A 24,772-nucleotide genomic window follows, 5' to 3' on the forward strand; every position below is an offset into this window, starting at 1 on the left:
CAACGGCGTGTGCACGAATCGCGGGAAACGAGAACCATGACGCGCCAACTCCATCTCGGCGGCTTCCAGATCGCCTCCCAGGTCACGCATTCGCACGCCGCCTGGCGACACCCGGGCAGCGACACTGCATTCACCACGCCGGAGTACTACCACCGCCTCGGTCGCATCCTCGAGCGCGGCAAGTTCGACTTCGTGTTCTTCGCCGACCTGCTGGCCGCCCCGGCCCGCTACGGGGAGGACATCACCGAGCCGCTGCGGCGCGGGACGCAGGCCACCGCCACGCTCGACCCGTCGATCGTGGCGGCCAGCATCGCCGCGGTGACCTCCAAGCTGGGGGTGGCAATCACCAAGTCCGCCACGTACTTTCACCCCTATGAGTTGGCGCGCATCTTCGCCAGCCTGGACCACGTCAGCCGCGGCCGGGTGGCCTGGAACATCGTCACCTCGCTGACCCAGAGCGAGGCGCAGAACTTCGGCCACGACGACCATCTCGGCCACGAATACCGCTACGAGCGGGCCGAGGAGTTCGTCCGCACCGCGCTGGAACTCTGGTCCAGCTGGGATCCGGATGCGCTGGTGCTCGACAAGGCCAGCGGGGTGTTCGCCGATCCCGACAAGGTCCGGGCGGTGGCCCACGACGGCGAGTACTTCCGCACCCGCGGACCGCTGAACGTGCCGCACTCTCCGCAGGGGCGTCCGGTGCTGATCCAGGCAGGCTCGTCGAACACCGGCCGGGACTTCGCGGCTAGGTGGGCCGAGGCGATCTTCGAGATCGACCCGACGCCCGAGGGCCGGCGCGCCTACTACGACGACATCAAGAGCCGCGCGGTGAACTACGGCCGCGACCCCGACGGTGTACTGATCTTCCCGGCGTTCATTCCCTTCATCGGCGAGACCGAGTCGATCGCCAGGGAGAAGCAGGCGTTCCACAACGAGTTGGCCGACCCGATCTCCGGGCTGATCACGCTGTCGGTGCACACCGATCACGACTTCTCGCGCTACGACCTCGACGCCCCCGTCGAGGACGTCGCGGTGACCGGAACCCAGGGACTCTTCGACACCGCGCGCCGAGTGGCCAACCGCGACAACCTCACGCTGCGCGACGTCGGCAAGTGGTACGCCCAAGGTGTGTTGCTGCCGCAGTTCGTCGGGACCGCCACCCAGGTGGCCGATCAGATCGAGGCGTCGTTCACCGCGGGCGAGGCCGACGGCTTCATGGTCTCGGCGGCCCAGTCACCGGGCACGTTCAACGACTTCGTCGACTCCGTGGTGCCAGAACTGCAGCGGCGCGGCCTATTTCGCACCGAGTACACCGGCGATACGCTTCGCGACCACCTCGGTCTGCCGGCCGCCACGTTCGATTCACCGCGCCGCGCCGACGTCTCGGTGGCGAGCTAACCGCGCAACGCCAGGTGCCGAGCGTCGGCGATGCCGGCGTAGCGGTCGGGACTGCACGTCAGGACGATGACCTGGCCGTCACCGCCGACCGCGTCGAACACCTCGCCCATCCTGGCCAGCCGGTCGGGATCGCTGAAGCCCAGTGCATCGTCGATGACCACCGGGACACCGTCCTCCTTGGCGACCAGCGCCGCACTGGCCAGCCGGGCGACGATGCCCAGCTGTTCCTTGGCGCCGCCCGACAGCGACTCGAACGGCACCGTGCAACCGTGCAGCGTGCGGTTGAGGATGCGCAGATCGCCGTCGATCTCGACCTCGAAGTCGGTCCCGAAGACGATGCGCCCCAGGCGTTGTACCTCCGCACGGAACGGGTCGACGTAGCGCAGTCGCGACTGGTCGCGGTGGCGGGCCATCACGGTCTGCAGCAACTCGACGGCGCCGGCGCGGCGCTGCACCCGGTCATGCTCCGCGGCGGCATGCTCGTATTCGGTGCGGGCCTCGTCGAGCCGCCCCTGACGGCCCTCCGACCCGTACACCCGCAGCTGGGCGGTGACCTCGCGTAGCTGACCGCCGATCTCGTCGTGGCGCTCCCCCACGGCTTCTGCCAGCCGCCGGGCCTCCGTCAGCTCGGCGGCGACGGCGGTCGGCCCGGCCGCCTCGAGCTCGGCCTCGATGGCGAGCACCTGGGCCATCACGGTTCGTGCGCGCTCGGCGGCGGCCTCTGCCTGGATGCCGAGCTCATCGTCGGACGTCGAATCCCGTTGCTGCACCAGGCGTTCGGTTGCCGCGGCGACCTCATCGCGGGCCGCCCCCAACTTCGCCTGCAGAACCGTCACGGTGCCGGCCAGCTCCGTCGCACGGGCGCCTGCTCGCGTGGCGGCCTCGCGCAGCGCGTCGCGTTCGGCCCGGGCCCGGCGGTGGTCGTCGGTGGCGCCGGCGAGCTCGGCGCGCGCCGCGTCGGCGTCGGCGTCCTCCCCGGGATCGGCGGCCGACGCGGACTCCAGGTCGATCAGCCTGGCCCGCAGGGCACCGATGCGCTCGTCACCGACGAGTGCATCGAGCGTGGCGTGCAACCGATCCCGCGACGCCGACAGCTCCCGCCGCCTGGCGTCGAGCGCCCTGGCGGCCGCGACGTCGTCGACCCCGGCCTCCGCGAGCAGCTCGGCGAGCATCTGGCGGGCTCGGTCCAGTTGGTCCTGTGAGTCGGCGGCCGGCGCGCCGGGCACCACCCGCACCGTCAACACTCCCGGCACCTCGATCTCGGTGGCGGTCGTGACGTGCTGCGACCACGGCTCCCCGGGCGTCAACTGGATCCGTTGCCCGTCCACCAGTGCTTCGACCGGCGCGACGGCCTCGAATGCGACGAGGGCCGAGGCCAATTCGGCCTTGGCGGCGGCCCGCTCGGTGGCCAGCGCGGCCAGTTCGACGTCGCGCATCACCTCGTCGGTCATGGTGATCTGAGCGAGCTCGGCCTCGACGTCGACCAGCTGCCCCTCGACCGCATCGATCTTGACGAGTCTGACCGTGAGCCGCGTGACCTCGTCGCGGCGGGCGACCCGATCCAGCGTGGCGCGGGCGGCCTCCACCCTGGCCTGGCAGTCCTCGGCGGCCAGTCGTGCGCAATCGGCCGCTTCGCTTGCGGCCGTGGCGACCTCGGCCGCGGTGGCCTGCTCGACGGCCGCGGTCTGCACGGCCGCCTCCAGCGCGGTGATGGCAACGCCACGCTCGGCCAGATCGGCGCGCAACCGGCGACGCTCGGCGACCGCGGCATCGCTTGCGGCCCTGGCCATCTCGGCCGGTTCGACAAGGGCGCGGGCCTGCGCGAGCCGCTCCTCGAGCCGCTTGACCGCATCGGCGCCGGTCTGAGCGACCTTCAGGCGCGCGACGGCCGCCGCGCGCTCACCAGCCAGGCGGGCCAACTCGCCGGTGAGCGCACCATGCCGCACCACTGCCTCGTCGACCTCGTCGACTGCTGCCTGGCAGCTCGCGACGCGCTGCTCGGTTTCCCGCAGCCGCGCGACCGCCGCCGCCCACTGGCCCGTGGGCCGGCCCGTGGCCGTGAAGTACTGCCGAAACTCCGCGTCGATCCGGTCGACCAGCAGGGGCTCGGCACCCGACAGCGTGTCGGCCTGCCCGGCGGCGACGTCGAGCGCGCGGGCCAGCGCATCGCACCCCGACAGATCGACACTGGCCGTCGACGCCGACTGCAGGACGCGCTGGGCCCGCCACAGATCGGTATCGACGGTCTCGGCGAGGATCGCCTGCACCCGGTCGTGCGCCTCGTCACCGGTGAGCTGCTCACGCCCGGGCGCCAGCACTACCAACCGCGTCTCGGGCTTCTTGTGAAAGCGCTTGAAGTACTCGAATCGATACGGACCCGACGAGATGACGGCGGTGATCTCGGCGCCCTCGTCTGCGTGCGTCGGCTTGACCTGCTTGACCTCCTTCTTGGTCGAGCGGTCCTTGGCCTCCATGAGCAGGTCGAGCGCCTCGATCATCGAGGACTTGCCGATCTCGTTGGCACCGGAGACGACGACGACTCCGCGCTCGGGAAACTCGATGTCGCGGAACGCGATTCCGCGGTAGTTCCGCAGGACGAGGCGATGAAGCTTCACGCCACCCTCCCCCGGTCCACCAGTCGCAGCACCAGCGCCAGGGCCGCCCTGGCGTCCTCGGCTCGACCGCCGTCGGACCTCGCGGTCGCCACCAACTCGTCGACGGCGGTGGCCGCGAAGCCACCGATGCCCAGATCGTCGAACTCACCGTCGGCGGGCATCACCGCCACGTCGGTCTCCCGATCCCAGGTGCCGAGGGCGGCGAACAGCCGGGCGTACTTGTCGAGACAAGCGTCGAGCGCCGCCTTGTCGGTCACCGTCAGCGTGCCGGTCAACGCGAGCTGCACGACGGTGCGCTCCTTGTCCGGGAGCTGGTCGAGGTTGATGTCCAGGTCGACGACGTCACGTCCCGAGTCCACGCCGTGGCGCAGCGTGATGAACCGCCAGCGCCCGATCCGAAGCCCCTCGACGTGCACGGGCCGCGACGGATCGCGTTCGTCGACGTCGACCAGCAGGACGTGCCCCGGGTCGGGTTCGATGTGGTCATAGTTGGTGACCTCGGGCGAACCGGAATACCAGACCCGGCCCGTCGTACCCACCTCGGTACGAGAATGCTTGTCGCCCAACGCAACGTAGTGCACCGCACCCTTGGCGAGCGCGGCCTCCACGGTGGCCAGCCGAATCAGCGATGGCTTGTCCCGGTCCGGCTCGAACATGTCGACACCACCGTGTCCGACGACGATGCGGGTTACGCCCTCGGCCGGGGCGAGCCCGTCGAGCACCTCACCCAGCAGGTCGGTGGTTGGCTTCTTGGAACGCCAGGGCGCGGCGACGATCTCGAGGCCTGGACGCACCTCGTGTGTCCCGGCACGGTCGAGCACGACGACGTTCTCCGGCTTCTCCGCGACGAACAGTGCGCTGGTGTAGACCGAGGACGCGTCCAGTGGATCGTGGTTGCCCGGAAGCAGATACACCGGCACGCCGATGCCCCGCATGGCCTCCAGCGACAGGCTGACGTCGCGGGGGGCGAGCTGGTTGTGCTCGAACACGTCACCGGCGACGACGACGAACTCCGCGCCCGTCCGCGCGGCGACCGTGCCCAACTCCGCCACGGCGTCACGGCGCGCAGCCGAATACCGCGGCTGCGCCTCGCCGTTGAGGAAGTGCCGGGTCATTCCGAGCTGCCAGTCGGCAGTGTGCAGGAAACGCATCCGAACCCCTCTCGGCTGTGCTGTGGCGGTCCGTCGTTCGACGGGCATGGCGAGTGTAGGTCCGCGGCCCGACAAGTCATCGGACCTCGGTCGGCATGTGGGCCACCGACCCCCGTCACCGTGCGATTACCGTGGTGGCGGTGAGCGCACCCGAACGCACCCTGCTGCTGATGCGGCACGCCAAGTCCGACTATCCCGACGGCGTCGGTGACCACGACCGGCCCCTGGCTGCGCGCGGTGTCAGGGAGGCAGCCCTGGCCGGCGACTGGATCAGGGCGAACGCCCCGGCCGTCGACGCCGTGCTGTGCTCGTCGGCCACGCGCACCCGTCAGACGCTGGCGCGCACGGGCATCGACGCCGACGTGCGCTACGACGACGACCTCTACGACAGCACGCCGGGCACCGTCATCCGGCTCGTCAACACCGTGCCCGACGACGTCACCACGCTGCTGGTGGTCGGCCACGAACCCACCACGTCGATGCTGGCGCTCACCCTGGCCGACCCGGACCACGGGGACATGGAAGCGGCCGAACGAATCTCGGCGAAGTACCCGACGTCCGCGGTCACCGTCCTGCGGGTGAGCCAGCCGTGGAGCCGGCTGGAGCCGCACTCGGCGACGCTGACCGCCTTCCACGTGCCTCGCTAGCTAGTTGTTGGTGTTGAGCGTCAGCTCCATCAACTTGATCGCCATCCCGCACGAGTCGATGCCTGGCGTCTGCGGGTTGACCCACCAGCCGACCACGCCGGCGGCGTCACTGGCCACCCCGCACGCTCCGCTGGCGTCGTTGGGCTTCATCACGATCGACTGCACTCCGGCGATCGAGCGGCTGTCGACCTGATACTTCAGGAAGCTCGCCACGCTCTTCTCGTTGTCCAGGCTGCCCTGCTCGAACCAGAACCTGGTGATGTCGATCAGACCCGACGGGTTGAGCGCCTGCCACCGGCACAGCGCGCCGACGAAGGTGCTCTGGATGTCGAGCGGATCGGCGCCAACGGTCTTGGCCAGCACGTCCTGGGTCAGGACGTCGCACTCCTTGAGCAGGTTGGGGTAGGTCTTCGCCGAGTTGTCGTTGCGGGGCGTGCTGCCCCCGGCGCCGGCCTTGACGGCCTGGCCCGAAACGTCGCGCGAACAACCGACCAGCATCGTCACCGTGGCCAGCACGGCCAACAGAGCGGTCAGCGCCCGGCGGAACCCGCTGCGGGTACTCACTTCGAGTTCACGATCGACTGGCGGGCGAGTTCCTTGGCGACACCGCAGGCATCGGGGTAGGGCTTCTCGGAGAAGCTGATCGACCACTCGATGAAGTCGTCGTCGAACTGGATGCCGATCTCGCAGAGGCTGGGGCCGAGCTGCGGATCGTCGTTCAACGCGATGAAGCCGTCGTGTCCTTCGATGTTGATGTCCTCCACGCTGGTGCGCGACAGTTCCTCGGTCTTGCGCTCACGACCGATCGGGCTGCCCCGGTACCAGTTGAAGGAGAAATGCGGCCCGAGGATCCCGCCGCCGAGCAGCCACTGGCAGCCGACCGACGTCTTCGCGGTGTTGACGAGCCCGTTGATCTTGGTCAGCTGGGCCATCGTCTGGTCGGTGATGCCTCCGCACTCGGGAAACATCGGACCATGCTTGGCCGCGGCGGGCCCCGCGGGGGCCGCCGGCCCGCCAGAGCTGGTGGGCTGATCGGAACCACCGGAGCACGCTGCAAACAGTGGCACGACGGCCGCAGCCAGCACGGCCAGCGCCTTCGCGTTGCGTCCGCCGCTGCGGTGGCCGGGTCTTCCCATCACGCCCGACACTGTAGCGGCAGCCTCCGGGCACAACCACCGACATGCCGATTGACCAGGAGTTTTCTAAGGAAGTCCACGGGTCCGGGCAGACCGGATGCGGCCGGGCGCGGTGTGCGACAGTTGCTGAATGCTCCTGCGCCTGCTGCGACGGTATGCGGGGCCGTACCGCGGGCTCATCTCCGTCGTCGCTGCCTTCCAGGTCGTCAGCACACTGGCCTCGCTGTACCTGCCGACCATCAACGCGGCGATCATCGACGACGGCGTTGCCAAGGGTGACACCGGCACCATCGTCGAACTCGGCGGCATCATGCTCGGCGTCACGGCCCTGCAGGTCGTCTGCGCCGTAGGCGCCGTCTACTTCGGCTCGCGGGTCGGCATGGGCTTCGGCCGCGATCTGCGCTCGGCGATGTTCCACCACGTGACCGGTCTGTCCGCCGAGGAGACCGCCCGGTTCGGTGCACCGACGCTGCTGACGCGCACCACCAACGACGTGCAGCAGATCCAGGTGTTGCTGCAGATGACCTGCACCATGCTGATCGCCGCGCCGATCATGTGCATCGGCGGCATCGTGATGGCGATTCACCAGAACGCCGGGTTGTCCTGGCTGCTGATGATCAGCGTGCCGCTGCTGGGCCTCGCCAACTACTGGTTGGTGTCACGGCTGCTGCCCATCTTCCGCGCCATGCAGCGGCTGATCGACGGCATCAACCGGGTGATGCGCGAGCAACTGTCGGGCATTCGCGTCATCCGCGCGTTCGCGAGGGAACCCTTCGAGCGGGCGAGGTTCGGCGAGGCCAACCAGGCGCTGGCGGACACGGCGATGACGGTCGGGCGGTTGCAAGCGCTGATGCTGCCCGTCACCACGCTGGTGATCAACGTGTCCAGTGTGGCGCTGATCTGGTTCGGTGGCATGCGCATCGACTCCGGTGAGATGCAGGTCGGTTCGCTGATCGCGTTCCTGTCCTACTTCATGCAGATCCTGATGGCCGTGCTGATGGCGACGATCCTGCTGGTGATGCTGCCGCGGGCCTCGGTGTGCGCCGAGCGGATCACCGAGGTGCTGTCGACGACGCCCGCGATCACCAGCCCGGCGACGCCGACCCGGCCGGCCGCCGTGGCGGGCCTCGTCGAGATCGACGGCGCCGCCTTCAGCTATCCGGGTGCCGAACGGCCCGTGCTGCAGGGTATCTCGCTTACTGCCCGGCCAGGCACGACCACCGCGGTGGTGGGATCCACCGGATCGGGCAAGTCGACGCTCGTCTCGTTGATCTGCCGGCTGTTCGACGTGACCGAGGGGTCGATCAGAGTCGACGGCGTCGACGTCAGGGAGCACGACGTTGAGGCACTGTGGTCGACGATCGGGTTGGTGCCCCAGCGCGGCTACCTGTTCTCGGGCACCGTCGAGGAGAACCTGCGCTACGGCAAGGCCGACGCGACCGACGACGAGATGTGGGAGGCGCTGCGACTGGCCTCGGCCGACGCCTTCGTCTCGGCGCACCCCGACGGGTTGCAGATGCGTGTCGCGCAGGGAGGCATGAACTTCTCCGGCGGTCAGCGCCAACGCCTTGCGATCGCCCGCGCCGTGATCCGGCGCCCGCTGATCTACCTCTTCGACGACGCCTTCTCCGCACTCGACGTCCACACCGACGCGCGCGTGCGGGCCGCGCTGGCCGAGGTCTCGGCCGAGGCGACGACGATCATCGTCTCGCAACGCATCTCGACGGTGCTGGCGGCCGACCAGATCGTCGTCATCGACGACGGCTCGGTGGTGGGCGTCGGGACGCACGCGGCCCTGCTCGCCGACTGCCCGGTCTATGCGGAGTTCGCCGACTCCCAGGCCGTCGCGGTGGGAGAACCCCGATGACCCGACCGGCGCCAGGGCGGTTCAGCGCCGCGGTGACCGCCCCCACCGAACGATCCAAGGACTTCACGGGATCAGCCCTTCGGTTGGCGAGACGGCTGACCCCGCAACGGGTCCCGACGATCGTGGTGCTAGGGCTCGGGATCGTCGGCATCGCCATCGGGGTAATCGGCCCGCTGGTCCTCGGGCATGCCACCGATCTGCTGTTCAGCGGTGTCATCGGCAGGCAGCTGCCCGCCGGGCTCACCAAGGCGCAGGCGATCGAGGCAGCCAGGGCACGCGGGGACGGCACCTTCGCCGACCTGCTGTCGGGCATGAACGTAACGCCCGGGCAGGGTGTCGACTTCGCTGCCGTCGGCCGCACGCTGCTGCTGGCGCTCGCGATCTATCTGCTTGCTGCCCTCATGGGTTGGGTGCAGGCCCGGTTGCTCAACGTCATCATTCAGCGCACGATGGTCGCCCTTCGCTCCGACGTCGAGGACAAGATCCACCGACTGCCCTTGTCCTACTTCGACTCCCGGCAACGCGGTGAGGTGCTCAGCCGCGTCACCAACGACGTCGACAACGTCCAGTCGTCGTTGTCGATGACGATCAGCCAGCTGATCACCTCGGTGCTGACCGTCGTCGCGGTGCTGGTGATGATGCTGACGATCTCACCGCTGTTGGCGCTGATCACGGTGCTGACGGTGCCGTTGTCGCTGTGGGCCACCCGCACGATCGCGCGGCGCAGCCGCGACCAGTTCGTCGCGCAGTGGCGCAACACCGGACGCCTCAACGCCCACGTCGAGGAGACCTACAGCGGCTTCACCGTCGTCAAGACCTTCGGGCACCGGGCGCTGGCCGAGGAGAGGTTCCGCGAGCTCAACGACGACCTGTACCGCGCCAGCTTCGGGGCGCAGTTCCTGTCCGGCCTCGTGTCACCGGCGACCACGTTCGTCGGCAACCTGAGCTACGTGGGCGTCGCCGTGGTCGGTGGCTTGCAGGTGGCGACCGGCCAGATCACCCTCGGCAGCATCCAGGCCTTCATCCAGTACGTCCGCCAGTTCAATCAGCCGCTGACCCAGGTGGCATCGATGTACAACACCCTGCAGTCCGGAATCGCCAGTGCGGAACGGGTCTTCGACTTCCTCGACACCGAGGAGCAAACCGCCGACCCGCCGGACTCGGCTGCCGAGCGCCGCGGGCCGGGCCGCGTCGAGTTCCAGCACGTCGACTTCGCCTATCGGCCCGGCACCCCGATCATCGAGGACCTATCGCTGGTCGCCGAGCCCGGCAGCACCGTCGCGATCGTCGGCCCGACCGGTGCCGGAAAGACCACGCTGGTGAATCTGCTGATGCGCTTCTACGAGGTGGACTCCGGCCGCATCCTCATCGACGGGGTCGACGTCACGGCGATGAGCCGGCACGCGTTGCGCTCCAGCATCGGCATGGTGCTGCAGGACACCTGGCTCTTCGGCGGCACGATCTACGACAACATCGCCTACGGGCGCCCGGACGCCGACGAGGCGCAGGTGCTGGAGGCAGCCAGGGCGGCCCACGTCGACCGCTTCGTACACTCCCTGCCCAACGGTTTTCAGACCCGGATCACCGACGACGGCGGCAACGTCAGCGCCGGCGAGAAACAGCTGATCACGATCGCGCGGGCGATCCTGGCGCAGCCGAGCCTGCTGATCCTCGACGAGGCGACCAGTTCGGTCGACACCCGCACCGAGCTGTCGATTCAGCAGGCCACCGCCGAGTTGCGCCGCGACCGAACGAGTTTCATCATCGCGCACCGGCTTTCGACGATCCGCGACGCCGACGTGATCCTGGTGATGGAGGCGGGGCGGATCGTCGAGCGGGGCAGTCACGACGAACTACTGGCCCGCCGCGGCGAGTACTGGTCGATGACCCAAGCCTGACCTCCCTCGCGAGGAGGGGTTATAGCTCTGGGCCCTCGGCGCGCAGATCGTCGACCTTGGCCATGGCGTCGCGCAACTTTCCCAGCCATTCGTCGGTGTGCTGACCGACCAGCCGGACCGACCACACCAGCGCATCGGAGCGCGACCGCGCCACACCCGCGTCGACGAGGGTGTCGAGCACCTGCCGCTCGGGCTGGCGAAGGCGCGTCATCACCGGAACGGCGATGTGCGTGAACAGGATTCGCTCGGAGTTCTCCCCCGACCCGACTTCGACACCCCAGGCGACCTTGCGCCCGTAGCGGTGCTCGGCCTCGTCGGCGATGCGCATCCGCTCGCCGCGGGTCTCCTCGCGGAAGCGCGCCGCCCGACCCGAGGCGCGGGCGTCGCTCTCCTGGCCGTCGGGTTCTGGGAGGCGCCCGATGACGGTGATCTCCTCGCGATCGACGACGACGGTCGGGTCCCCGGCGAACCAGCCCTCGGGCAGGCGTCCGGCGATCCACTCCGGCGCGTCGGTCGCGTCGGGTTGCTGAGACTGATGCCAGCCGCCGGAGCGGCCGCGGTGATGTTGTTTCATGATTACATGATTACGTTGTTACAGCGATACCGGGGCGAAATTCTCCACGAGCGAACGCGGCCCGGCCGTGCACTCCTAGCGTTGGCCTAGGGTCGGGTTGGAGCACATGGCAATTCGAGCCGAGGAGCGAGACGGTGACCGGACCCAACCCTGGCAGCTGGCAGCCCGACCCCGAGGGACGCTTCGACTACCGCTGGTGGGACGGCCAGGGCTGGTCCGACCAGGTATCCCACCAGGGCCAGCTCGCCACGGCCCCGCTGGGTGCGGCACCCGCGCCCACACCGCAGCAGCAGTCCCCCCAGGCGACGGTGCACGACGCCGGCCAGCCGACGGGTGACGGCTTCGCGGGCATCACCGGCGATCTGGTGGACGGGCGCTTCAGCGAGAAGGAGTCCACCCCGATCGCCAACCAGAACGCCAAGCTGCTGCGCGTACGCCTCGGTGAGCCGTTCATGGCCAGACAGGGCTCGATGGTGGCCTACCAGGGCAACGTCGACTTCGCCTTCGAGGGCGGCGGCGCGGGCAAGTTCCTCAAGAAGGCGCTCACCGGAGAGGGTCTGCCGCTGATGCGATGCCAAGGCCAGGGCGACGTGTTCCTGGCCGAAAAGGCCCATGACGTACACCTACTGAACCTGACCAACTCGGGACTGTCGATCAGCGGCAAGAACGTGCTTGCGTTCTCCGCGAGCCTGGACTGGAACATCGAGCGCGTGAAGGGCGGCAGCATCGCGACGGGCGGGTTGTTCAACACGACGCTGCGGGGCACCGGGTGGGTGGCACTGACGACCGACGGCCCGCCGGTGGTGCTCGACGCCGGCGCGGCCCCCACCTTCGCCGACACCAACGCCGTGGTGGCGTGGTCGGCCAATCTCCAGACCCAGCTCAAGGCGAGCTTCAAGGCGGGTGCGCTGATCGGGCGCGGATCGGGCGAGGCACTGCAGGTCTCCTTCTACGGCCAGGGCTTCGTCATCGTCCAGCCGTCGGAGGGCATCCAGCTGCCGGCGCAGTGACCGCCATGCCACGACCCGTGTGGGGCACCGAGGTCCGCGAGGGTGTCTACCGCGGTCACCCCGGGCTCGTCTACGAACAGGGGCCATCGACGTTCGAGGACCTGCTCGCCGGCACCACGACCTGGACGGATCGAACGTTCCTCGTCCACGGTGACCGCCGAATCTCCTTCGCCCACTTCCGCATCGCCGCCCGGGCGACGCAGGCCCAGTTGCGGGGCCTCGGCATCCGTCCGGGTGATCGGGTGCTGGTCTTCGGCTACAACAGTCCCGAGTGGGTGCTGGCGCTGTGGGGTCTGTGGCTGGCCGGCGCCGTGCCGGTACTGGCCAACCGCTGGTGGAGCCGGGCCGAAATCGACCACGCGATCGCGATTCTCGCGCCGCGGCACGTGCTGACCGACACCGACCTGGCGATCGACGTGCCGTGCGCTCCCCTCGGTGACCTGCGCGAGGCGTTCGACGCAACCGACGACGCCACCGAGGACGGCGCCTTCGCGTCCGACCACGTCTCCGATGCCGACGACGCCGCGCTGATCCTGTTCACCTCGGGCAGCTCGGGCATGCCGAAAGCCGTTGAGTTGTCTCGTCGCTCGGTGATCTGCAATCAGCACGACATCGTGCAGCGCGCGGGCCGGCTACCCCACCTGCTCGACGCGAACTCCACGCAGGTCGTCAGCCTGGCGACCACGCCGATGTTCCACGTCGGCGGCCTGTCGAGCCTGCTGACCCACTTCCTGACCGGCGGCAAGATCGTGATCGCCGAGGGCCGCTTCGACGCAGGCCGGATCCTCGCGATGATCGAACGGGAGGGCATCCAGGTCTGGGGTGCGGTACCCGCCATGGCGATCCGCGTGCTGGAGCATCCCGACTTCGAGTCCTTCGACCTCTCCAGCCTGAAGTCGTGGCCGCTGGGCGGGGCGCCCGTCACCCCGGCGCTGCTGGACCGGATCCGCGCCAAGTTGCCGAGGCTGCGCGAGCGCGGACTCAGCAACACCTGGGGAATGACCGAGGCGGGCGGGTTCCTCACCGTCGCCGACGCACGCGACCTGAGCCGGCACCCCGGGACCGTCGGCCGGCCCTATCCCGTCGTCGAGATCAGGATCGCCGACCCCGACGACGACGGCGTTGGCGAGGTGCTCGCCCGCTCGCCGACGGTGATGAACGGCTACGTCGGCGTCGCGCAGGCGGTCAACGCCGAGACGGTAGACGCCGATGGGTGGCTGCACTCCGGGGATCTCGGCCATCTGACCGAGGACGGCTACCTCTACATCGACGGCCGCAGCAAGGACGTCGTCATTCGCGGCGGGGAGAACATCGCCTGCCCGCACGTCGAAGCCGCGATCGCTACCCATCCGGCGGTCGTCGAGGTGGCCGCGATCGGCCTTCCCCACCCCGACCTCGGCGAGGAGCTGGCCGCGGTGGTGGTGCACCAGGCCGACGCGCCGCCACCGACGGCGGACGAACTAACCGCGCACGTGACGGGCGTGCTGTCGTACTTCGCGATCCCGACCCGCTGGCAGATTCGGGCCGACCCGCTGCCCACGCTGGCCGGTGAGAAGGTCGACAAGAAGTCCCTGGCAACGGCGTTCGACATGGGTGACTAACGGCTACCCATACCCCCTACGGGTATATAGTGGCGAGCATGAGCGTGATGTTGGAAGTCCATGGCATGAGCTGCGAGCACTGCGTCGCCTCGATCACCTCCGCCGTCGCTCCCCTGCCCGGAGTGACCAGCGTCGACGTGGCGCTTGCGGCCGGCACGGTGCGCGTCGAGGGCACCCCGGACGCCTCGGCGGTCGCAGCGGCCATCGAGGACGCCGGGTACGACGTCACCGCGTCGACATGAGCACCGTCACCCTGTCCCTCGACGGGATGACGTGCGCGTCCTGCGCCGCGCGCATCGAGAAGCGGCTCAACCGCATCGACGGCGTGCACGCCACGGTGAACTTCGCCACCGAGTCGGCCTCGGTGGACTTCACCGACACCGTCACTCCCGACCAGCTGGTGGCGGCCGTGGCGGCCACCGGTTACGGCGCGACCGTGCACCGACCCGAGGACGCCAGGAACACCGCGCCTGACGACGGCCATCGGCGCAGACTCGCCGTGTCCGCCGCGCTGAGCCTGCCGGTGCTCGCGGTGTCGATGATCTCCGCGTGGCAGTTCGGCGGCTGGCAATGGGTGGCGCTGGCGCTGACCACGCCCGTCGTCACCTGGGGTGCCTGGCCGTTCCATCGGGCGGCGGTCACGAATCTGCGCCACGGCGCCGCGACCATGGACACACTGGTGTCGGTCGGCGTCCTCGCGTCGTATCTGTGGTCGGCCGCGCAGGTTCTCACCGGTGAACGGCATCAGCACCTCTATCTCGAGGTCGCCGCGGTCGTCACCACCTTCATCCTCGCGGGGCGCTACTTCGAGGCGCGCGCCAAGAGGCAATCCGGCACGGCACTGCGGACGCTGCTCGACATGGGCGCGAAGGACGTGGCCGTGCTGCGTGACGCCGGCGAGGAGCGCATCCCCACCGACCGGATCGTCGTCGGCGACGTCTTCGTGGTGCGCCCCGGTGAGAAGGTGGCCGTCGACGGCGTCGTCGTCGAGGGCGCCTCGGCCGTCGATGCCTCGATGCTGACCGGTGAGCCGGTGCCCGTCGAGGTCGGCGTGGGTGACGAGGTGGTCGGCGCGACGGTGAACGTCGGCGGCGTGCTGCACGTGCGCGCCACCCGAGTCGGCGCCGACACGCAACTCGCGCAGATGGCGCGCCTGGTCGAGGAGGCGCAGAGCGGCAAGGCCGAGGTGCAGCGGCTGGCCGATCGCGTCTCGGCCGTCTTCGTTCCCGTCGTCATCGCGGCGGCCGCAATGACTTTCGCGGGTTGGCTGATCGCAGGCGGATCCGCGACCGCGGCGCTCACCGCGGCCGTCGCGGTCCTGATCATCGCGTGCCCGTGTGCCCTTGGCCTCGCGACGCCGACGGCGCTGCTGGTGGGTACCGGCCGTGGGGCCCAACTCGGCATCCTGATCAAGGGCCCGCAGGTCCTTGAGTCGACCCGCCGCGTCGACACCGTGGTACTCGACAAGACCGGCACCGTGACCACCGGCCGCATGGCCGTGCTCTCCGTCGCCGGCGACGACGAATCCATCCGCCTCGCAGGCGCTCTCGAGAACGCCTCGGAGCATCCCATCGCCAGGGCGGTCGCCGGTCGAGTCGCCGCCGCGGGAGCGCTGCCGCCGGTCGCCGACTTCGTCAACCATGGCGGCGCGGGCGTCGCCGGCACTGTCGAGGGCCACGCCGTGATCGTCGGACGCCTCGCCTGGCTGCGTGACGAGCACGGCCTGCTGCCGCCGGACGCGGAGCTGCTCGAGGCTGCCGAGCAGGCGGAGGCACTCGGCCAGACCCCGGTGTGGGTGTCCGTCGACGGTGCGATCCGGGCCGTCGTCGTCGTCGCAGATACGGTGAAGGACACTGCGGCAGAAGCGATCCGGCTCTTGACCGGCCTTGGCCTGACACCGGTGCTGCTGACCGGTGACAACCAGCGGGCGGCCGCGGCGGTGGCCCGCCAGGTCGGTATTCCATCGGTGGTCGCCGAGGTGCTTCCCGCGGAAAAGGTCGACCACGTCAAGCGGCTGCAGTCCGAGGGCAGGGTGGTCGCGATGGTCGGCGACGGTGTGAACGACGCGGCGGCACTGGCCCAGGCCGATCTGGGGCTGGCGATGGGAACGGGCACCGACGTCGCCATCGAGGCATCCGACCTCACGCTGGTCACGGGCGACCTGCGGGCCGCCGCCGATGCGATCCGGCTCTCGCGCGCCACGTTGCGCACCATCAAGGGCAACCTGTTCTGGGCGTTCGCGTACAACGTCGCGGCCATCCCGTTGGCCGCGGTCGGCCTGCTGAACCCGATGATCGCCAGCGCGGCAATGGCGTTCAGCTCGGTCTTCGTGGTGAGCAACAGCCTGCGGCTGCGGCGGTTCACCCCGTCGCGCTAGTCGACGAGCGTGCGCGAAGTTCGAAGTCTCGCGGCGTGTCGACCCTCAGCCACGCACGCTCACGGAAGTAGGGCCGGCGCGGCGGGCCCGGAACAACTTCACCTCGTCGCTGATGTTCTTCAGCCGACGCGCTCCGGCGAACGACCACGACACCTCGTCGGCGTCACCGACGGCATCCCTGGTGGATTCGGCGACTAGGATCGCGCCGGGGCGCGCGGCACCGGTGACCCGGCTCGCCAGGTTCACCGCCCCGCCGAACCAGTCACCGGCGCGGCTGACCGCCATCCCCGTCGCGAGACCCGCCCGCAACCGGGGGAAGTCCTCGTCGGCCTCGGTGGCGTCGACCAGATCCAGCACCGCCTTCAGGATCGCGGCGGGATCGCTGCTGACCAGCATCACCTCGTCGCCGATGCTCTTGACGTAGCGGACCGGCGGCACCGCGACCTCACGCGCCAGGTCGGCCAGCCGGTGGGCCAGCTTCTCCAGATGCTCTGGCGGGACGGCCTCGCCCAGGCGGGTGAACCCGACGAGGTCGGCGAACGCGATCGTGACGAGCCGCGCACCGGGAAGGGGCTGTCCTTCGGCGCGTTCGGTCGTGGTCACCGCCTCGGCCTCCATGGTGTGCATCAACTGCATGCGCAACACGTCTTCGACCATCGGCCCCAGCAGTGGCGCGACCATCTCGACCAACGCCTCTGAGGCCTTGGCGGTGTCCAGTTCGGTGGCACCGGGTTCCAGCACCGCGGCCAGCGCGGCGTAGCGCATGACGTCGGCCGTCCGCGTCAAACCCTCCGCCAGCACCTGCAGCACCAGCACCAGCTGGTCGGGGTTGATGCCCAGCTCGAGGAACTTCGTGGCGTTGGCGACGGCCCTGCCGTCGGACTTCAGGATGGAGGCGGCATCGGGATCGTCGACCCTGGGCAACCCCACCGCACGCATCATGCGCTCGAGCAGGGCGAGGTCGAGCCCGGACTCCTCGCAGATCTGGCGCGCCGACACCAGCGTTCCATCGTCACCCATGGCGCGGCGGGTGGCCAGGAGCATGGGTGCGAAGGATTCGCGAATTTGCTCGACGGTGAAACCCTCGGCCAGCAGCCACTCGACGAGTTCCATGCGCTCGGTCCGCGCCGTGCCGTCGAGACCGTCCAGCAGGCCCGACGCTTCGATGTCGACGACTTCTCCCACCGTGTCAACGTATCGGAGGATCTGAGAGGATTCGCTGCGATGACCGAACCGATGCGTGAAGGCCTGGCCCCCGTGATCGCCGACGGGGCGCGCGTACTGCTGCTCGGATCGTTCCCCAGCGAGCGATCGCTGACGGCGGGCCAGTACTACGCCAACCGGCGCAATCAGTTCTGGCCGCTGATGGCCGCGCTGTTCGGCGTCGACGCCGAGTTGCCCTACGAGCACCGCATCACCGCGCTCACCGGTCACGGCGTCGCGCTGTGGGACGTCGTGCACAGCTGCCGCAGGGCGGGCAGCCTGGACGCCAAGATCGATCGGAAGACGTTGGTGGTCAATGACTTCGATGCCTTCCTAGCCCAAAATCCCGGCATCGAGCGGATCTTCGTCAATGGGTCGACGGCCTACGAGCTGCTCCAGCGACACGTCACGACCGAGCTGCCCAGCACGCGACTGCCCTCCAGCAGCGGTGCGCTGCCGATGTCGTTGGCGGACAAGCTGACCCAATGGCGGGCGCTGCTCTAGTCAGCTGACCGACGGCCTACGCCCGAGCCACGGCCTTGCCGCCTCGAGCTGCGCCCCCAGCGCGAGCAGCGTCGCCTCGTCGAAGGGCCTTCCCACCAACTGGATCGACGTAGGAATGCCGTCGCCGTCCAGACCCCATGGCACCACGGCGGCTGGTTGACCCGTCACGTTGAACATTGCCTGGAACGGCACCCGGGCCGCGACCAGGGCAAGCGTCGAGATCGCACCGCGGCGCTGGTAGGCGCCGACCCGGGAGGGCCCGGTGGCGGTTCCTGGCGTCAGCACCAGGTCGACGTCGTCGAAGATCGTGGTGACCCGCGCGGTGAGCTCGGCTTCGGCGGCCCGCATCGCCGCCACCCGCCGCGGTGACACCAGGCCACCGACCCTGGCGAACGCACGGGTCCGCCGCTCCAGCCGTTCGGGCCGTGGCAGTGCCGCCGCCGCGTCGTGGACGCCGCGGAAGTACCGCGGCAGCGCCTGGGTGAACACCGCACCCGGCGGATAGTCGGGATCACGCTCGACGACGACGTGTCCGAGCTCGCGCAGGAGCGCACCCGCCTGCCGTACGGCGTCGCGCTGCACCCTTCCCACCCGTGCCATCAACGGTGGAGGCACCTTGGTGCTCAACGCGATTCGCAGCCGCCCCGGATCCCGGCCCGCTGCCGTCACGAAACCCCCATCGGGCGCCGACGACGCGGTGGCGTCGAGGAACAGCGCCGCGTCCTGCACCGTCCTGGCCAGCGGGCCGTAGACGCTCAACCCGCACCAGGCGCCGTCGTGCGGCGCCAGCGGCACCCGGTCCCGTTGCGGCTTGAGCCCGAACAGGCCACTCCACGTCGCCGGAATCCGAATCGAACCCATGCCGTCGGATCCCAGCGCCAGCGCGGCCAGCCCGGCCGCCATGGCCGCACCACTGCCACCGCTGCTGCCACCGGGGGTGAAGTCGGTGTGCCACGGGTTGCGGGTGGCGCCGAACGTCAGCGTCTCGGTGAACGGCCAGATCATCAACTCGGGTACGCAGGTCTTGCCGAGGATCACCGCACCCGCCGCGCGCAGCCTGCGCACCACCTCGGAGTCCTGCGCCGGAGCCGGGCCGTGCGCGCTGCTGCCCTGCGTCGTGACCTCGCCGGCGACGTCGACGTCGTCCTTGATCGCCACCGGAACACCCAGCAGCGGAGCCCGTTCCCCCGCGTCGATTCGGTCCTGCGCGGCCGCCGCATCCTTCCGGGCCGAATCGGCGAGAACCACTCGATAGGACCGCAATTCGCGGTCCAGGCGCGCGATCCGGTCGAGGTATACGTCGAGCAGGGCGGGCGCAGTGACGGTGCCGTCCGCCAGCAGGCGCGCCTGCTCGGCCGCTCCGGTGAAGGCGAGATCGCGAGGGTCCACGCACCCAACGGTAGTGACTCAACCGTGCCTGGTCGCGTATTCGCCAGGGGTGCATCCCAGCATCTTGCGAAAATCGTTGATGAAGTGCGGCTGGTCGTACCAGCCGTGCCGAACGGCCAGATCTGCGAAGTCGACCGACGGGTCCGTCTCGATCTCCAGTGCCGCGTGCTGCAACCGGTAGCGGCAGAGTACCCACTTCACCGGCACGCCGACGTAGCGGCGGAACACCCGCTGCGTTGTCCTGGCGCTCCACGGCGAGTACTCCATCACCTGGCCGACGCGACGCATCCCCTCGTCGTCGCGGAGGCGGTCCAGCAGCGCCGTCAGCGCGACGAAGGTGGGGTCCGGCTCGCCACCGCCGGCGATCACCTCGTCCATCCGCCCCGCCGCCGTCATCACGTCGTCGTCGAGAGGCGTTTCAAGACAGTGCAATTCATCGATGGCGGAAACCACGCGACCGGTCAGCGCACCTGCATCGCAATCGAAGCGCGCCGCGAAGCCACCCGGCCGGAAGCGGGCTCCGACCACCGCGCCCCGTTCTCGCAGCGTGGTGGTGAAGACCCGCTCGACCACGCCGTGCACCAGGGTGGCGGGCAGCGGCCAGCCGTGGCGCGGGGAATCGGCGCCCCACTCGTGGGTGAGGTGCACGCTCGGGAAGGTGATGACGGTGCTGGTGAACGGCGGCTGACCGCGCAGATCCCAGGACACCGTCCACAGGTGCTCGACCCAGCGCGCGGTGTCCTCCGACGGCGCCCAGCGGTGCATGTCGAACTGCGCGGCGGCGGCGGCCCGTCCCACGACGCCGAGCTGCGGGCCCTGCGGTGACGCGTTCTTCCAAGCGTCCATGCGGACGACCCTACGAAACTTCCAGACATGACCATCACACCCATTCCGGAGGGCTACACCAGCCTCACCCCCTTCCTGGTCGTCGACGGCGCCGCGGCGGCCATCGAGTTCTACGTCTCGGTGTTCGGGGCGACGCTGGTGGAGAAGATGCCCACCTCCGACGGCGCGATCGCCCACGCCGAGCTGGACTTCGGCAACGGGCGGCTGCAGCTGTCCGACCCCAACCCCGACCACGGGCTCGAGGCGGTGTCGAGTTCGGCGTCGGTGACGCACTCGATGGTCTTGTACTGCGCCGACGCCGACGCCGTGGTGGCCCGCGCCGAACAGGCGGGCGCCACCATTAGGGAGCCGGTGACGACGTTCGTCACCGGTGACCGGTTCGCCTCGATCGTCGACCCCTTCGGCCAACGCTGGGCCGTGATGACCAGGGTCGAGGAGGTCGATGCCGCCGAACGTGAACGCCGGCTCGCCGAATGGGCCGGCCAGAACGTCTGACGTTCCCACTACGGTGGTCTGGTGTCCTGCGTGTTCTGCGCCATCGTCGCCGGTGAGGCCCCGGCAATCCGCGTCTACGAAGACGACGAGCACCTCGCCATCCTCGACCACCGGCCAATCGTCCGGGGCCACGTGCTGGTGCTCCCCAAGGCGCACACCGTCGACCTGACGGATACGCCGCCGGACACGGTTGCGGGGCTGATGCGGATCGGCCAGCGCGTCGCAAGGGCCGCCCGCCAGTCCGAGTTGCACGCCGACGGCAACAACCTGGTCGTCAACGACGGGCGGGCGGCATTTCAGACCGTCTTCCACGTCCACCTGCACGTGACCCCGCGCAAGGTCGGCGACAAGCTGTCGTTCGCCAAGGGCCTGGTGGTGCGGCGTGACCCGGACCGCGAGGCCACCGCCCTGATCCTGCGCGACGCGCTGGCCGAACTCGACGCCTAGGCACGCAGGACCGCCGGGCCGGAGGCTCGCTCTAGAGGCCCAGGAACGCCCGCGCGTTGCGCTCCAGGGTGGCATCGTCGATGCCGACGGAGTGGGGCAGGTCCAGCGGCTTGGCCACGCCCATGTCGAACGGATAGTCGCTGCCGCACATCAGGTGTGTCGGATCGGTCTGCGCCCGCAGCAGCTCCAGCGTCGGCCCGTCGTGGGTGAGGGTGTCGAACCACAGGTCGGTGAAGGCCTCGCGCGGCGACCGCGTGCCCGTGCCCCGCACGTCGGCACGCTGCTGCCAGCCGTGCTGCCAGCGCCCCACCAGGGCCGGGGCGCAGCCACCGCCGTGCAGCAGGCAGACCCGCAGGCCGGGCAGTTCGTCGAGCACGCCTCCGAGCACCAGAGCCGCTGCGGCCGTGGTGGTTTCGACGGGGTTGCCGATCAGGTTGGTCAGGTAGTGCGACGCCCATTCCGGGCGCGGCAGCTGCATCGGGTGCACCAGCACCGCGAGGTTGCGCTCGGAGGCGACGGTCAGCAGCTCCCGCATCGGCGCCGCGTCGAACGAGGTGGATCCGAGCAGCGGCGGCACGGCGATGCCGCGCAGCACTCCGCTGGCCGAGATCCGCGCCATCTGCTCGCGTGCCGCGTCGACGTCGTGCAGCGACACCAGGCCAAGCCCCAGCAGCCGATCACCGCTGTCCCGGCACACCCCGGCGAGGGCGTCGTTGAAGCTGCCGACGTAGTCACCCACCCCCGGGTCGTCCACGACCGGGAAGGCGAATGGCGGCGCCGAGAGAACCCTGGCGCCCAGCCCGGCGGCGTCGGTGTCGATGAGGACCCGCTGCGGATCGCTCATCGCGGCGGTCTCGATGGACAGCGCCAACTCGCCGAGGTGCAGCTGGCCGTCACGGCCGTGCAGGGGCGGTAGCGGAGAGCCGGGCGGTAGACCGAACAACTCCTCGGGCAGCCAGTGCGCGTGAACGTCGATGGGTCCAGATGTCATGCCGAGGATCCTCCTTGATCACCGCCGCGCGACGGCCGTCGGCGACGAATCCACCATGCTTGCGCGCGCTGCGTAGCGACAATGTCGGCAGCCACATACTTCCGGCCACGTCGTGGCTCGGCTGACACCGAGGCCGGCCGTGGCACACTGGCGCACATGAGCGGCGTACCCCTGTGGGAGAAGTACATCGGTATGCGCCTGCTAGGGGTGCACGACGCGATCTACCAGAAGACCGGCGGCCGCATCGGGCATCACATCCCCGGTGCACCACCGAGCCTGTTGCTGCACACCGTCGGCGCCAAGACCGGGATCGCGCGCACCAACACCCTGAGCTACGCCGTCGACGGCGGGGCCTACCTGGTCGTCGCCTCCAAGGGCGGGGATCCCAAGGCGCCGGGGTGGTACCACAACCTGAAGGCCAACCCGCAGGTCGAGATCAACGTCGGGCCCAAGCGGATGCCGGCCACGGCCAGGATCATCGGCGCCGACGATCCCGAGTACCCGCGGTTGTGGAAGCTGGTCAACGACAACAACGCCAACCGCTACGACGCCTACCAGAAGCGCACCACGCGACCGATTCCGATCATCGCACTGACGCCCTAGAGCAGCTCCTTGGCGAGCAGCTCGAGCGTCTGATTGCGGGCGGGCGCGGTCTGCGGATCGACGCCGCGGAAGGCCGACCCCACGGGGTTGATCATCACCTCGTCGACGTCGAAGTGAGCGGCCAGGGCACGGACCTGGTCGGCGGCCTCGGCCGGCGATCCGACGACGGCCCGCTCGACCCCGGACTCGACGATGGCCTGCTGCTGGTAGGTCAGCTCCAGCACCCTGGCGTCCTCGACCAGGTCCAGCGCGCGTAGCGGCTGACCGGTCCGCAGGAACGCCATCATGTGCAGGTTCGGCAGCATCAGGTCCAGTGCCTCTTCGCGCGTCGGCGCGACGGAGGCGTTGACCGTCATGAAGGTGGTGGGCTCGGCGGCGACGTCACTGGGGCGAAATTCCGAACGGTAGGTGGCCAGCGCCTCCTCGGTGCCCTGCCCGGCGAAGTGGTGAGCGAACACGTACGGCAGCCCCTTCGCGGCGGCCAGGTGCGCGGAGTACATCGACGAGCCGAGCAGCCACAGCCGCGGTTCACCGGCGGCCGCGGGCGTCGCCTTGAGCACGTAGTTCTGGTCGAGCAGGCTGCGGCCACGCAGCGACACCTTGACCCCGGTGGTGCTCATCAGGGCGGCGACGTCGTCGAGGTACTGCGGGAAGTTCTCGATGTCCGAGTCGTCGCGGCCCGCGGCGCCACGCAACGCCATCGACGTCACCGGGTCCGATCCCGGCGCGCGACCGATGCCAAGGTCGATGCGACCCGGCGCGGCGGCCTCGAGCAGCGCGAACTGCTCGGCGACGGCCAGCGGCGCGTGGTTGGGCAGCATCACCCCGCCGGACCCGAGCCGCAGCTGGGTGGTCTGGGCCGCGAGGTAGGCGATCACCACCGGCGGGCTGGTCGCCGCGACGGCGGGCATGTTGTGGTGTTCGGCCACCCAGAAGCGGGTGTAGCCCAGATCGTCGGCGGTCTTGGCGAGCCCCACCGTCGCCGCGAGGGCATCCGAGCTGGTCTGGTCACTGCGGACCGGGACGAGGTCCAATACCGATAGGCGCACGTGTGGTTCAACCACCGAGTCCGCCCGATCGTTCCCCGTCCCCACGATTTCGTGAAGTCACCGGCGGTGAGCCGCTCAGCGCGCCGACGTCGCAAGGGTGAAGACCTCGTCGAGCATTGCCGGGGTGAGACGGCCGGTGAAGGTGTTCTGCTGGCTGGGGTGATAGCAGCCCAGAAGTGTCACCGGACCGTGCGCCGTGCTCAGCGTCGCGGTCGCGAGGTGACCGAACTTGGGCAGCGGCGTGCCGACGGAACCACCTCCCGCGCGCACCATGTCGATGGCCACCCGCCAGGCGAACCCGCCGAGCGCGACGATCACCCGCACGCTGGGAGCGACCAGGCGCCACTCCGCCTCCAGCCAAGGCGCACACGTCGCCCGTTCGGCGGGGGTCGGGGCGTTGTCCGGCGGTGCGCATCGCACCGCAGCCGCCACGCGAGTATCGATGAGCGCCAACCCGTCTGCCGCGTCCACGCTGCGGGGCGAGCTGGCCAGCCCCGCGCGGTGCAGCGCCGCGAACAACACGTCGCCACTGCGGTCGCCGGTGAACACCCGGCCGGTTCGGTTCGCGCCGTTGGCCGCCGGCGCCAGACCCACGATCAGGATCCGAGGCGTGGCCGAGCCGAAGCCGGGTACGGGTCGCCCCCAGTAGGGTTCCCCGGCGTAGGACCGGCGCTTCTCGACGGCCACCTTCTCGCGCCATGCCACCAACCGCTTGCAGCCGCGGCACACGCTGATCTCGGCGTCGAGGTCCTCGACGGTCGTCGTCCGCCTTGCCAGGTTCCGTACCCGGGCCGCCGTCGTCGCCACCGGGGTGTCCGGCAGTGCGGGGTCTCCCGGCCAGCCCGAGCCCGGGGGCACGGGCGAGTCGAAGAGTTCACCCGTGTGCGGATGCGGCAGCGTCATGCCCCCACTGTGCCCGGGCCGAAATTCGCTCGCGCGAGGGCATGGCCGCTGTTAGATTCCAGCCGATA

At 69.7% G+C, this 24,772-nt stretch carries 23 protein-coding genes; 12 read left to right on the forward strand and 11 right to left on the reverse strand.

Annotated elements, in window-relative coordinates; translation table 11 throughout:
* Positions 1-36: 36 nt before the first annotated feature.
* Positions 37-1,398 (forward strand): LLM class flavin-dependent oxidoreductase, encoded by a 1,362-nt coding sequence (locus tag SBI80_RS25785; protein WP_318977739.1) that lies wholly within the window; start codon positions 37-39, stop codon positions 1,396-1,398.
* On the opposite strand, the gene SBI80_RS25790 is transcribed toward SBI80_RS25785, so the two are convergent.
* Both SBI80_RS25790 and SBI80_RS25795 read right to left on the reverse strand, forming a co-directional pair.
* A complete protein-coding gene (locus tag SBI80_RS25790) occupies positions 1,395-4,013 on the reverse strand; it encodes an AAA family ATPase (protein ID WP_318977740.1) in 2,619 nt (872 codons plus the stop codon). The two genes, SBI80_RS25785 and SBI80_RS25790, sit on opposite strands and share 4 nt — an antisense overlap.
* On the reverse strand, positions 4,010-5,164 hold the full coding sequence (locus SBI80_RS25795; RefSeq protein WP_318977741.1) for a metallophosphoesterase family protein: 1,155 nt from the start codon (positions 5,162-5,164) through the stop codon (positions 4,010-4,012). The genes SBI80_RS25790 and SBI80_RS25795 overlap by 4 nt, the downstream gene beginning before the upstream one ends.
* Positions 5,165-5,304: 140 nt before the next feature.
* On the opposite strand from SBI80_RS25795, the gene SBI80_RS25800 reads away from it, so the two are divergent.
* Positions 5,305-5,811, forward strand: a complete 507-nt coding sequence (locus SBI80_RS25800; protein ID WP_318977742.1) for a SixA phosphatase family protein — start codon at positions 5,305-5,307, stop codon at positions 5,809-5,811.
* Here the strand turns inward: SBI80_RS25800 and SBI80_RS25805 are convergent, their stop codons facing one another.
* Together SBI80_RS25805 and SBI80_RS25810 are read right to left on the reverse strand one after the other, a co-directional pair.
* Positions 5,812-6,309, reverse strand: a complete 498-nt coding sequence (locus SBI80_RS25805) for a DUF3558 domain-containing protein (protein WP_318977807.1) — start codon at positions 6,307-6,309, stop codon at positions 5,812-5,814.
* Positions 6,310-6,371: 62 nt separating this feature from the next.
* The gene (locus SBI80_RS25810; RefSeq protein ID WP_318977808.1) at positions 6,372-6,947 is read right to left on the reverse strand and encodes a DUF3558 domain-containing protein; all 576 of its coding nucleotides are present in this window, start codon (positions 6,945-6,947) and stop codon (positions 6,372-6,374) included.
* Positions 6,948-7,077: 130 nt separating this feature from the next.
* On the opposite strand from SBI80_RS25810, the gene SBI80_RS25815 reads away from it, so the two are divergent.
* Both SBI80_RS25815 and SBI80_RS25820 read left to right on the forward strand, forming a co-directional pair.
* Positions 7,078-8,814 carry an ABC transporter ATP-binding protein gene (locus tag SBI80_RS25815; protein ID WP_318977743.1) on the forward strand — a complete coding sequence of 579 codons (1,737 nt, stop codon included), beginning with the start codon at positions 7,078-7,080 and terminating at the stop codon, positions 8,812-8,814.
* Entirely contained in the window at positions 8,811-10,712 is a 1,902-nt protein-coding gene (locus SBI80_RS25820; RefSeq protein ID WP_318977745.1) for an ABC transporter ATP-binding protein, read from the forward strand. The genes SBI80_RS25815 and SBI80_RS25820 overlap by 4 nt, the downstream gene beginning before the upstream one ends.
* 19 nt (positions 10,713-10,731) lie before the next feature.
* Here SBI80_RS25820 and SBI80_RS25825 read toward each other — a convergent pair whose 3' ends face one another.
* Complete coding sequence (locus SBI80_RS25825) at positions 10,732-11,286, reverse strand: ATP-binding transcription factor AbmR (protein WP_318977746.1); 555 nt, start codon at positions 11,284-11,286, stop codon at positions 10,732-10,734.
* 134 nt (positions 11,287-11,420) lie between these two features.
* Here SBI80_RS25825 and SBI80_RS25830 point away from each other — a divergent pair, with 134 nt between their 5' ends.
* From SBI80_RS25830 to SBI80_RS25845, 4 genes are read left to right on the forward strand one after another with little or no spacing between them, the layout of a single operon-like run.
* Positions 11,421-12,296 (forward strand): AIM24 family protein, encoded by an 876-nt coding sequence (locus SBI80_RS25830; RefSeq protein WP_318977748.1) that lies wholly within the window; start codon positions 11,421-11,423, stop codon positions 12,294-12,296.
* Positions 12,297-12,301: 5 nt separating this feature from the next.
* Entirely contained in the window at positions 12,302-13,897 is a 1,596-nt protein-coding gene (locus SBI80_RS25835; RefSeq protein ID WP_318977750.1) for a class I adenylate-forming enzyme family protein, read from the forward strand.
* A gap of 38 nt (positions 13,898-13,935) precedes the next feature.
* Positions 13,936-14,139: a cation transporter gene (locus SBI80_RS25840; RefSeq protein WP_318977752.1), complete on the forward strand. Its 204-nt coding sequence runs from the start codon at positions 13,936-13,938 to the stop codon at positions 14,137-14,139.
* On the forward strand, positions 14,136-16,274 hold the full coding sequence (locus SBI80_RS25845; protein ID WP_318977754.1) for a heavy metal translocating P-type ATPase: 2,139 nt from the start codon (positions 14,136-14,138) through the stop codon (positions 16,272-16,274). The genes SBI80_RS25840 and SBI80_RS25845 overlap by 4 nt, the downstream gene beginning before the upstream one ends.
* Before the next feature lie 45 nt (positions 16,275-16,319).
* Here the strand turns inward: SBI80_RS25845 and SBI80_RS25850 are convergent, their stop codons facing one another.
* Positions 16,320-17,459 carry an adenylate/guanylate cyclase domain-containing protein gene (locus SBI80_RS25850; protein WP_318977756.1) on the reverse strand — a complete coding sequence of 380 codons (1,140 nt, stop codon included), beginning with the start codon at positions 17,457-17,459 and terminating at the stop codon, positions 16,320-16,322.
* A 39-nt stretch (positions 17,460-17,498) separates the two neighbouring features.
* Here SBI80_RS25850 and SBI80_RS25855 point away from each other — a divergent pair, with 39 nt between their 5' ends.
* Complete coding sequence (locus SBI80_RS25855) at positions 17,499-17,981, forward strand: DNA-deoxyinosine glycosylase (protein WP_318977758.1); 483 nt, start codon at positions 17,499-17,501, stop codon at positions 17,979-17,981.
* On the opposite strand, the gene SBI80_RS25860 is transcribed toward SBI80_RS25855, so the two are convergent.
* Positions 17,982-19,370 (reverse strand): amidase, encoded by a 1,389-nt coding sequence (locus tag SBI80_RS25860; RefSeq protein ID WP_318977760.1) that lies wholly within the window; start codon positions 19,368-19,370, stop codon positions 17,982-17,984.
* Between the two features lie 18 nt (positions 19,371-19,388).
* Positions 19,389-20,216 (reverse strand): AraC family transcriptional regulator, encoded by an 828-nt coding sequence (locus SBI80_RS25865; protein WP_318977762.1) that lies wholly within the window; start codon positions 20,214-20,216, stop codon positions 19,389-19,391.
* Positions 20,217-20,243: 27 nt separating this feature from the next.
* Between SBI80_RS25865 and SBI80_RS25870 the strand changes: the two genes are divergently transcribed.
* Complete coding sequence (locus SBI80_RS25870; protein WP_318977763.1) at positions 20,244-20,711, forward strand: VOC family protein; 468 nt, start codon at positions 20,244-20,246, stop codon at positions 20,709-20,711.
* A 21-nt stretch (positions 20,712-20,732) separates the two neighbouring features.
* Positions 20,733-21,158, forward strand: coding sequence for an HIT family protein (locus tag SBI80_RS25875; RefSeq protein ID WP_318977765.1), 426 nt, complete (start codon positions 20,733-20,735; stop codon positions 21,156-21,158).
* 31 nt (positions 21,159-21,189) lie between these two features.
* Here SBI80_RS25875 and SBI80_RS25880 read toward each other — a convergent pair whose 3' ends face one another.
* Positions 21,190-22,149, reverse strand: coding sequence for an amidohydrolase family protein (locus tag SBI80_RS25880; protein ID WP_318977767.1), 960 nt, complete (start codon positions 22,147-22,149; stop codon positions 21,190-21,192).
* Positions 22,150-22,305: 156 nt separating this feature from the next.
* Here SBI80_RS25880 and SBI80_RS25885 point away from each other — a divergent pair, with 156 nt between their 5' ends.
* Positions 22,306-22,752: a nitroreductase family deazaflavin-dependent oxidoreductase gene (locus SBI80_RS25885; protein ID WP_318977769.1), complete on the forward strand. Its 447-nt coding sequence runs from the start codon at positions 22,306-22,308 to the stop codon at positions 22,750-22,752.
* On the opposite strand, the gene SBI80_RS25890 is transcribed toward SBI80_RS25885, so the two are convergent.
* Together SBI80_RS25890 and SBI80_RS25895 are read right to left on the reverse strand one after the other, a co-directional pair.
* Positions 22,749-23,801: an LLM class flavin-dependent oxidoreductase gene (locus SBI80_RS25890; protein ID WP_318977810.1), complete on the reverse strand. Its 1,053-nt coding sequence runs from the start codon at positions 23,799-23,801 to the stop codon at positions 22,749-22,751. The genes SBI80_RS25885 and SBI80_RS25890 overlap by 4 nt on opposite strands.
* Positions 23,802-23,876: 75 nt before the next feature.
* Positions 23,877-24,704 (reverse strand): uracil-DNA glycosylase, encoded by an 828-nt coding sequence (locus SBI80_RS25895; protein ID WP_318977771.1) that lies wholly within the window; start codon positions 24,702-24,704, stop codon positions 23,877-23,879.
* Positions 24,705-24,772: the final 68 nt, after the last annotated feature.

This window comes from Mycolicibacterium sichuanense, from assembly GCF_033741125.1.
Classification (GTDB): Bacteria; Actinomycetota; Actinomycetes; order Mycobacteriales; family Mycobacteriaceae; genus Mycobacterium.

Excerpts from the sequence above, each read along its gene's own strand:
- SBI80_RS25785 (WP_318977739.1), top strand. The coding sequence starts at position 37 with ATGACGCGCCAACTCCATCTCGGCGGCTTCCAGATCGCCTCCCAGGTC.
- SBI80_RS25895 (WP_318977771.1), bottom strand. The coding sequence starts at position 24,704 with ATGACGCTGCCGCATCCGCACACGGGTGAACTCTTCGACTCGCCCGTG.
- SBI80_RS25840 (WP_318977752.1), top strand. The coding sequence starts at position 13,936 with ATGAGCGTGATGTTGGAAGTCCATGGCATGAGCTGCGAGCACTGCGTC.
- SBI80_RS25870 (WP_318977763.1), top strand. The coding sequence starts at position 20,244 with ATGACCATCACACCCATTCCGGAGGGCTACACCAGCCTCACCCCCTTC.
- SBI80_RS25810 (WP_318977808.1), bottom strand. The coding sequence starts at position 6,947 with ATGGGAAGACCCGGCCACCGCAGCGGCGGACGCAACGCGAAGGCGCTG.
- SBI80_RS25825 (WP_318977746.1), bottom strand. The coding sequence starts at position 11,286 with ATGAAACAACATCACCGCGGCCGCTCCGGCGGCTGGCATCAGTCTCAG.
- SBI80_RS25835 (WP_318977750.1), top strand. The coding sequence starts at position 12,302 with ATGCCACGACCCGTGTGGGGCACCGAGGTCCGCGAGGGTGTCTACCGC.
- SBI80_RS25855 (WP_318977758.1), top strand. The coding sequence starts at position 17,499 with ATGACCGAACCGATGCGTGAAGGCCTGGCCCCCGTGATCGCCGACGGG.
- SBI80_RS25885 (WP_318977769.1), top strand. The coding sequence starts at position 22,306 with ATGAGCGGCGTACCCCTGTGGGAGAAGTACATCGGTATGCGCCTGCTA.
- SBI80_RS25845 (WP_318977754.1), top strand. The coding sequence starts at position 14,136 with ATGAGCACCGTCACCCTGTCCCTCGACGGGATGACGTGCGCGTCCTGC.
- SBI80_RS25795 (WP_318977741.1), bottom strand. The coding sequence starts at position 5,164 with ATGCGTTTCCTGCACACTGCCGACTGGCAGCTCGGAATGACCCGGCAC.
- SBI80_RS25815 (WP_318977743.1), top strand. The coding sequence starts at position 7,078 with ATGCTCCTGCGCCTGCTGCGACGGTATGCGGGGCCGTACCGCGGGCTC.
- SBI80_RS25880 (WP_318977767.1), bottom strand. The coding sequence starts at position 22,149 with ATGACATCTGGACCCATCGACGTTCACGCGCACTGGCTGCCCGAGGAG.
- SBI80_RS25820 (WP_318977745.1), top strand. The coding sequence starts at position 8,811 with ATGACCCGACCGGCGCCAGGGCGGTTCAGCGCCGCGGTGACCGCCCCC.
- SBI80_RS25805 (WP_318977807.1), bottom strand. The coding sequence starts at position 6,309 with ATGCTGGTCGGTTGTTCGCGCGACGTTTCGGGCCAGGCCGTCAAGGCC.
- SBI80_RS25865 (WP_318977762.1), bottom strand. The coding sequence starts at position 20,216 with ATGGACGCTTGGAAGAACGCGTCACCGCAGGGCCCGCAGCTCGGCGTC.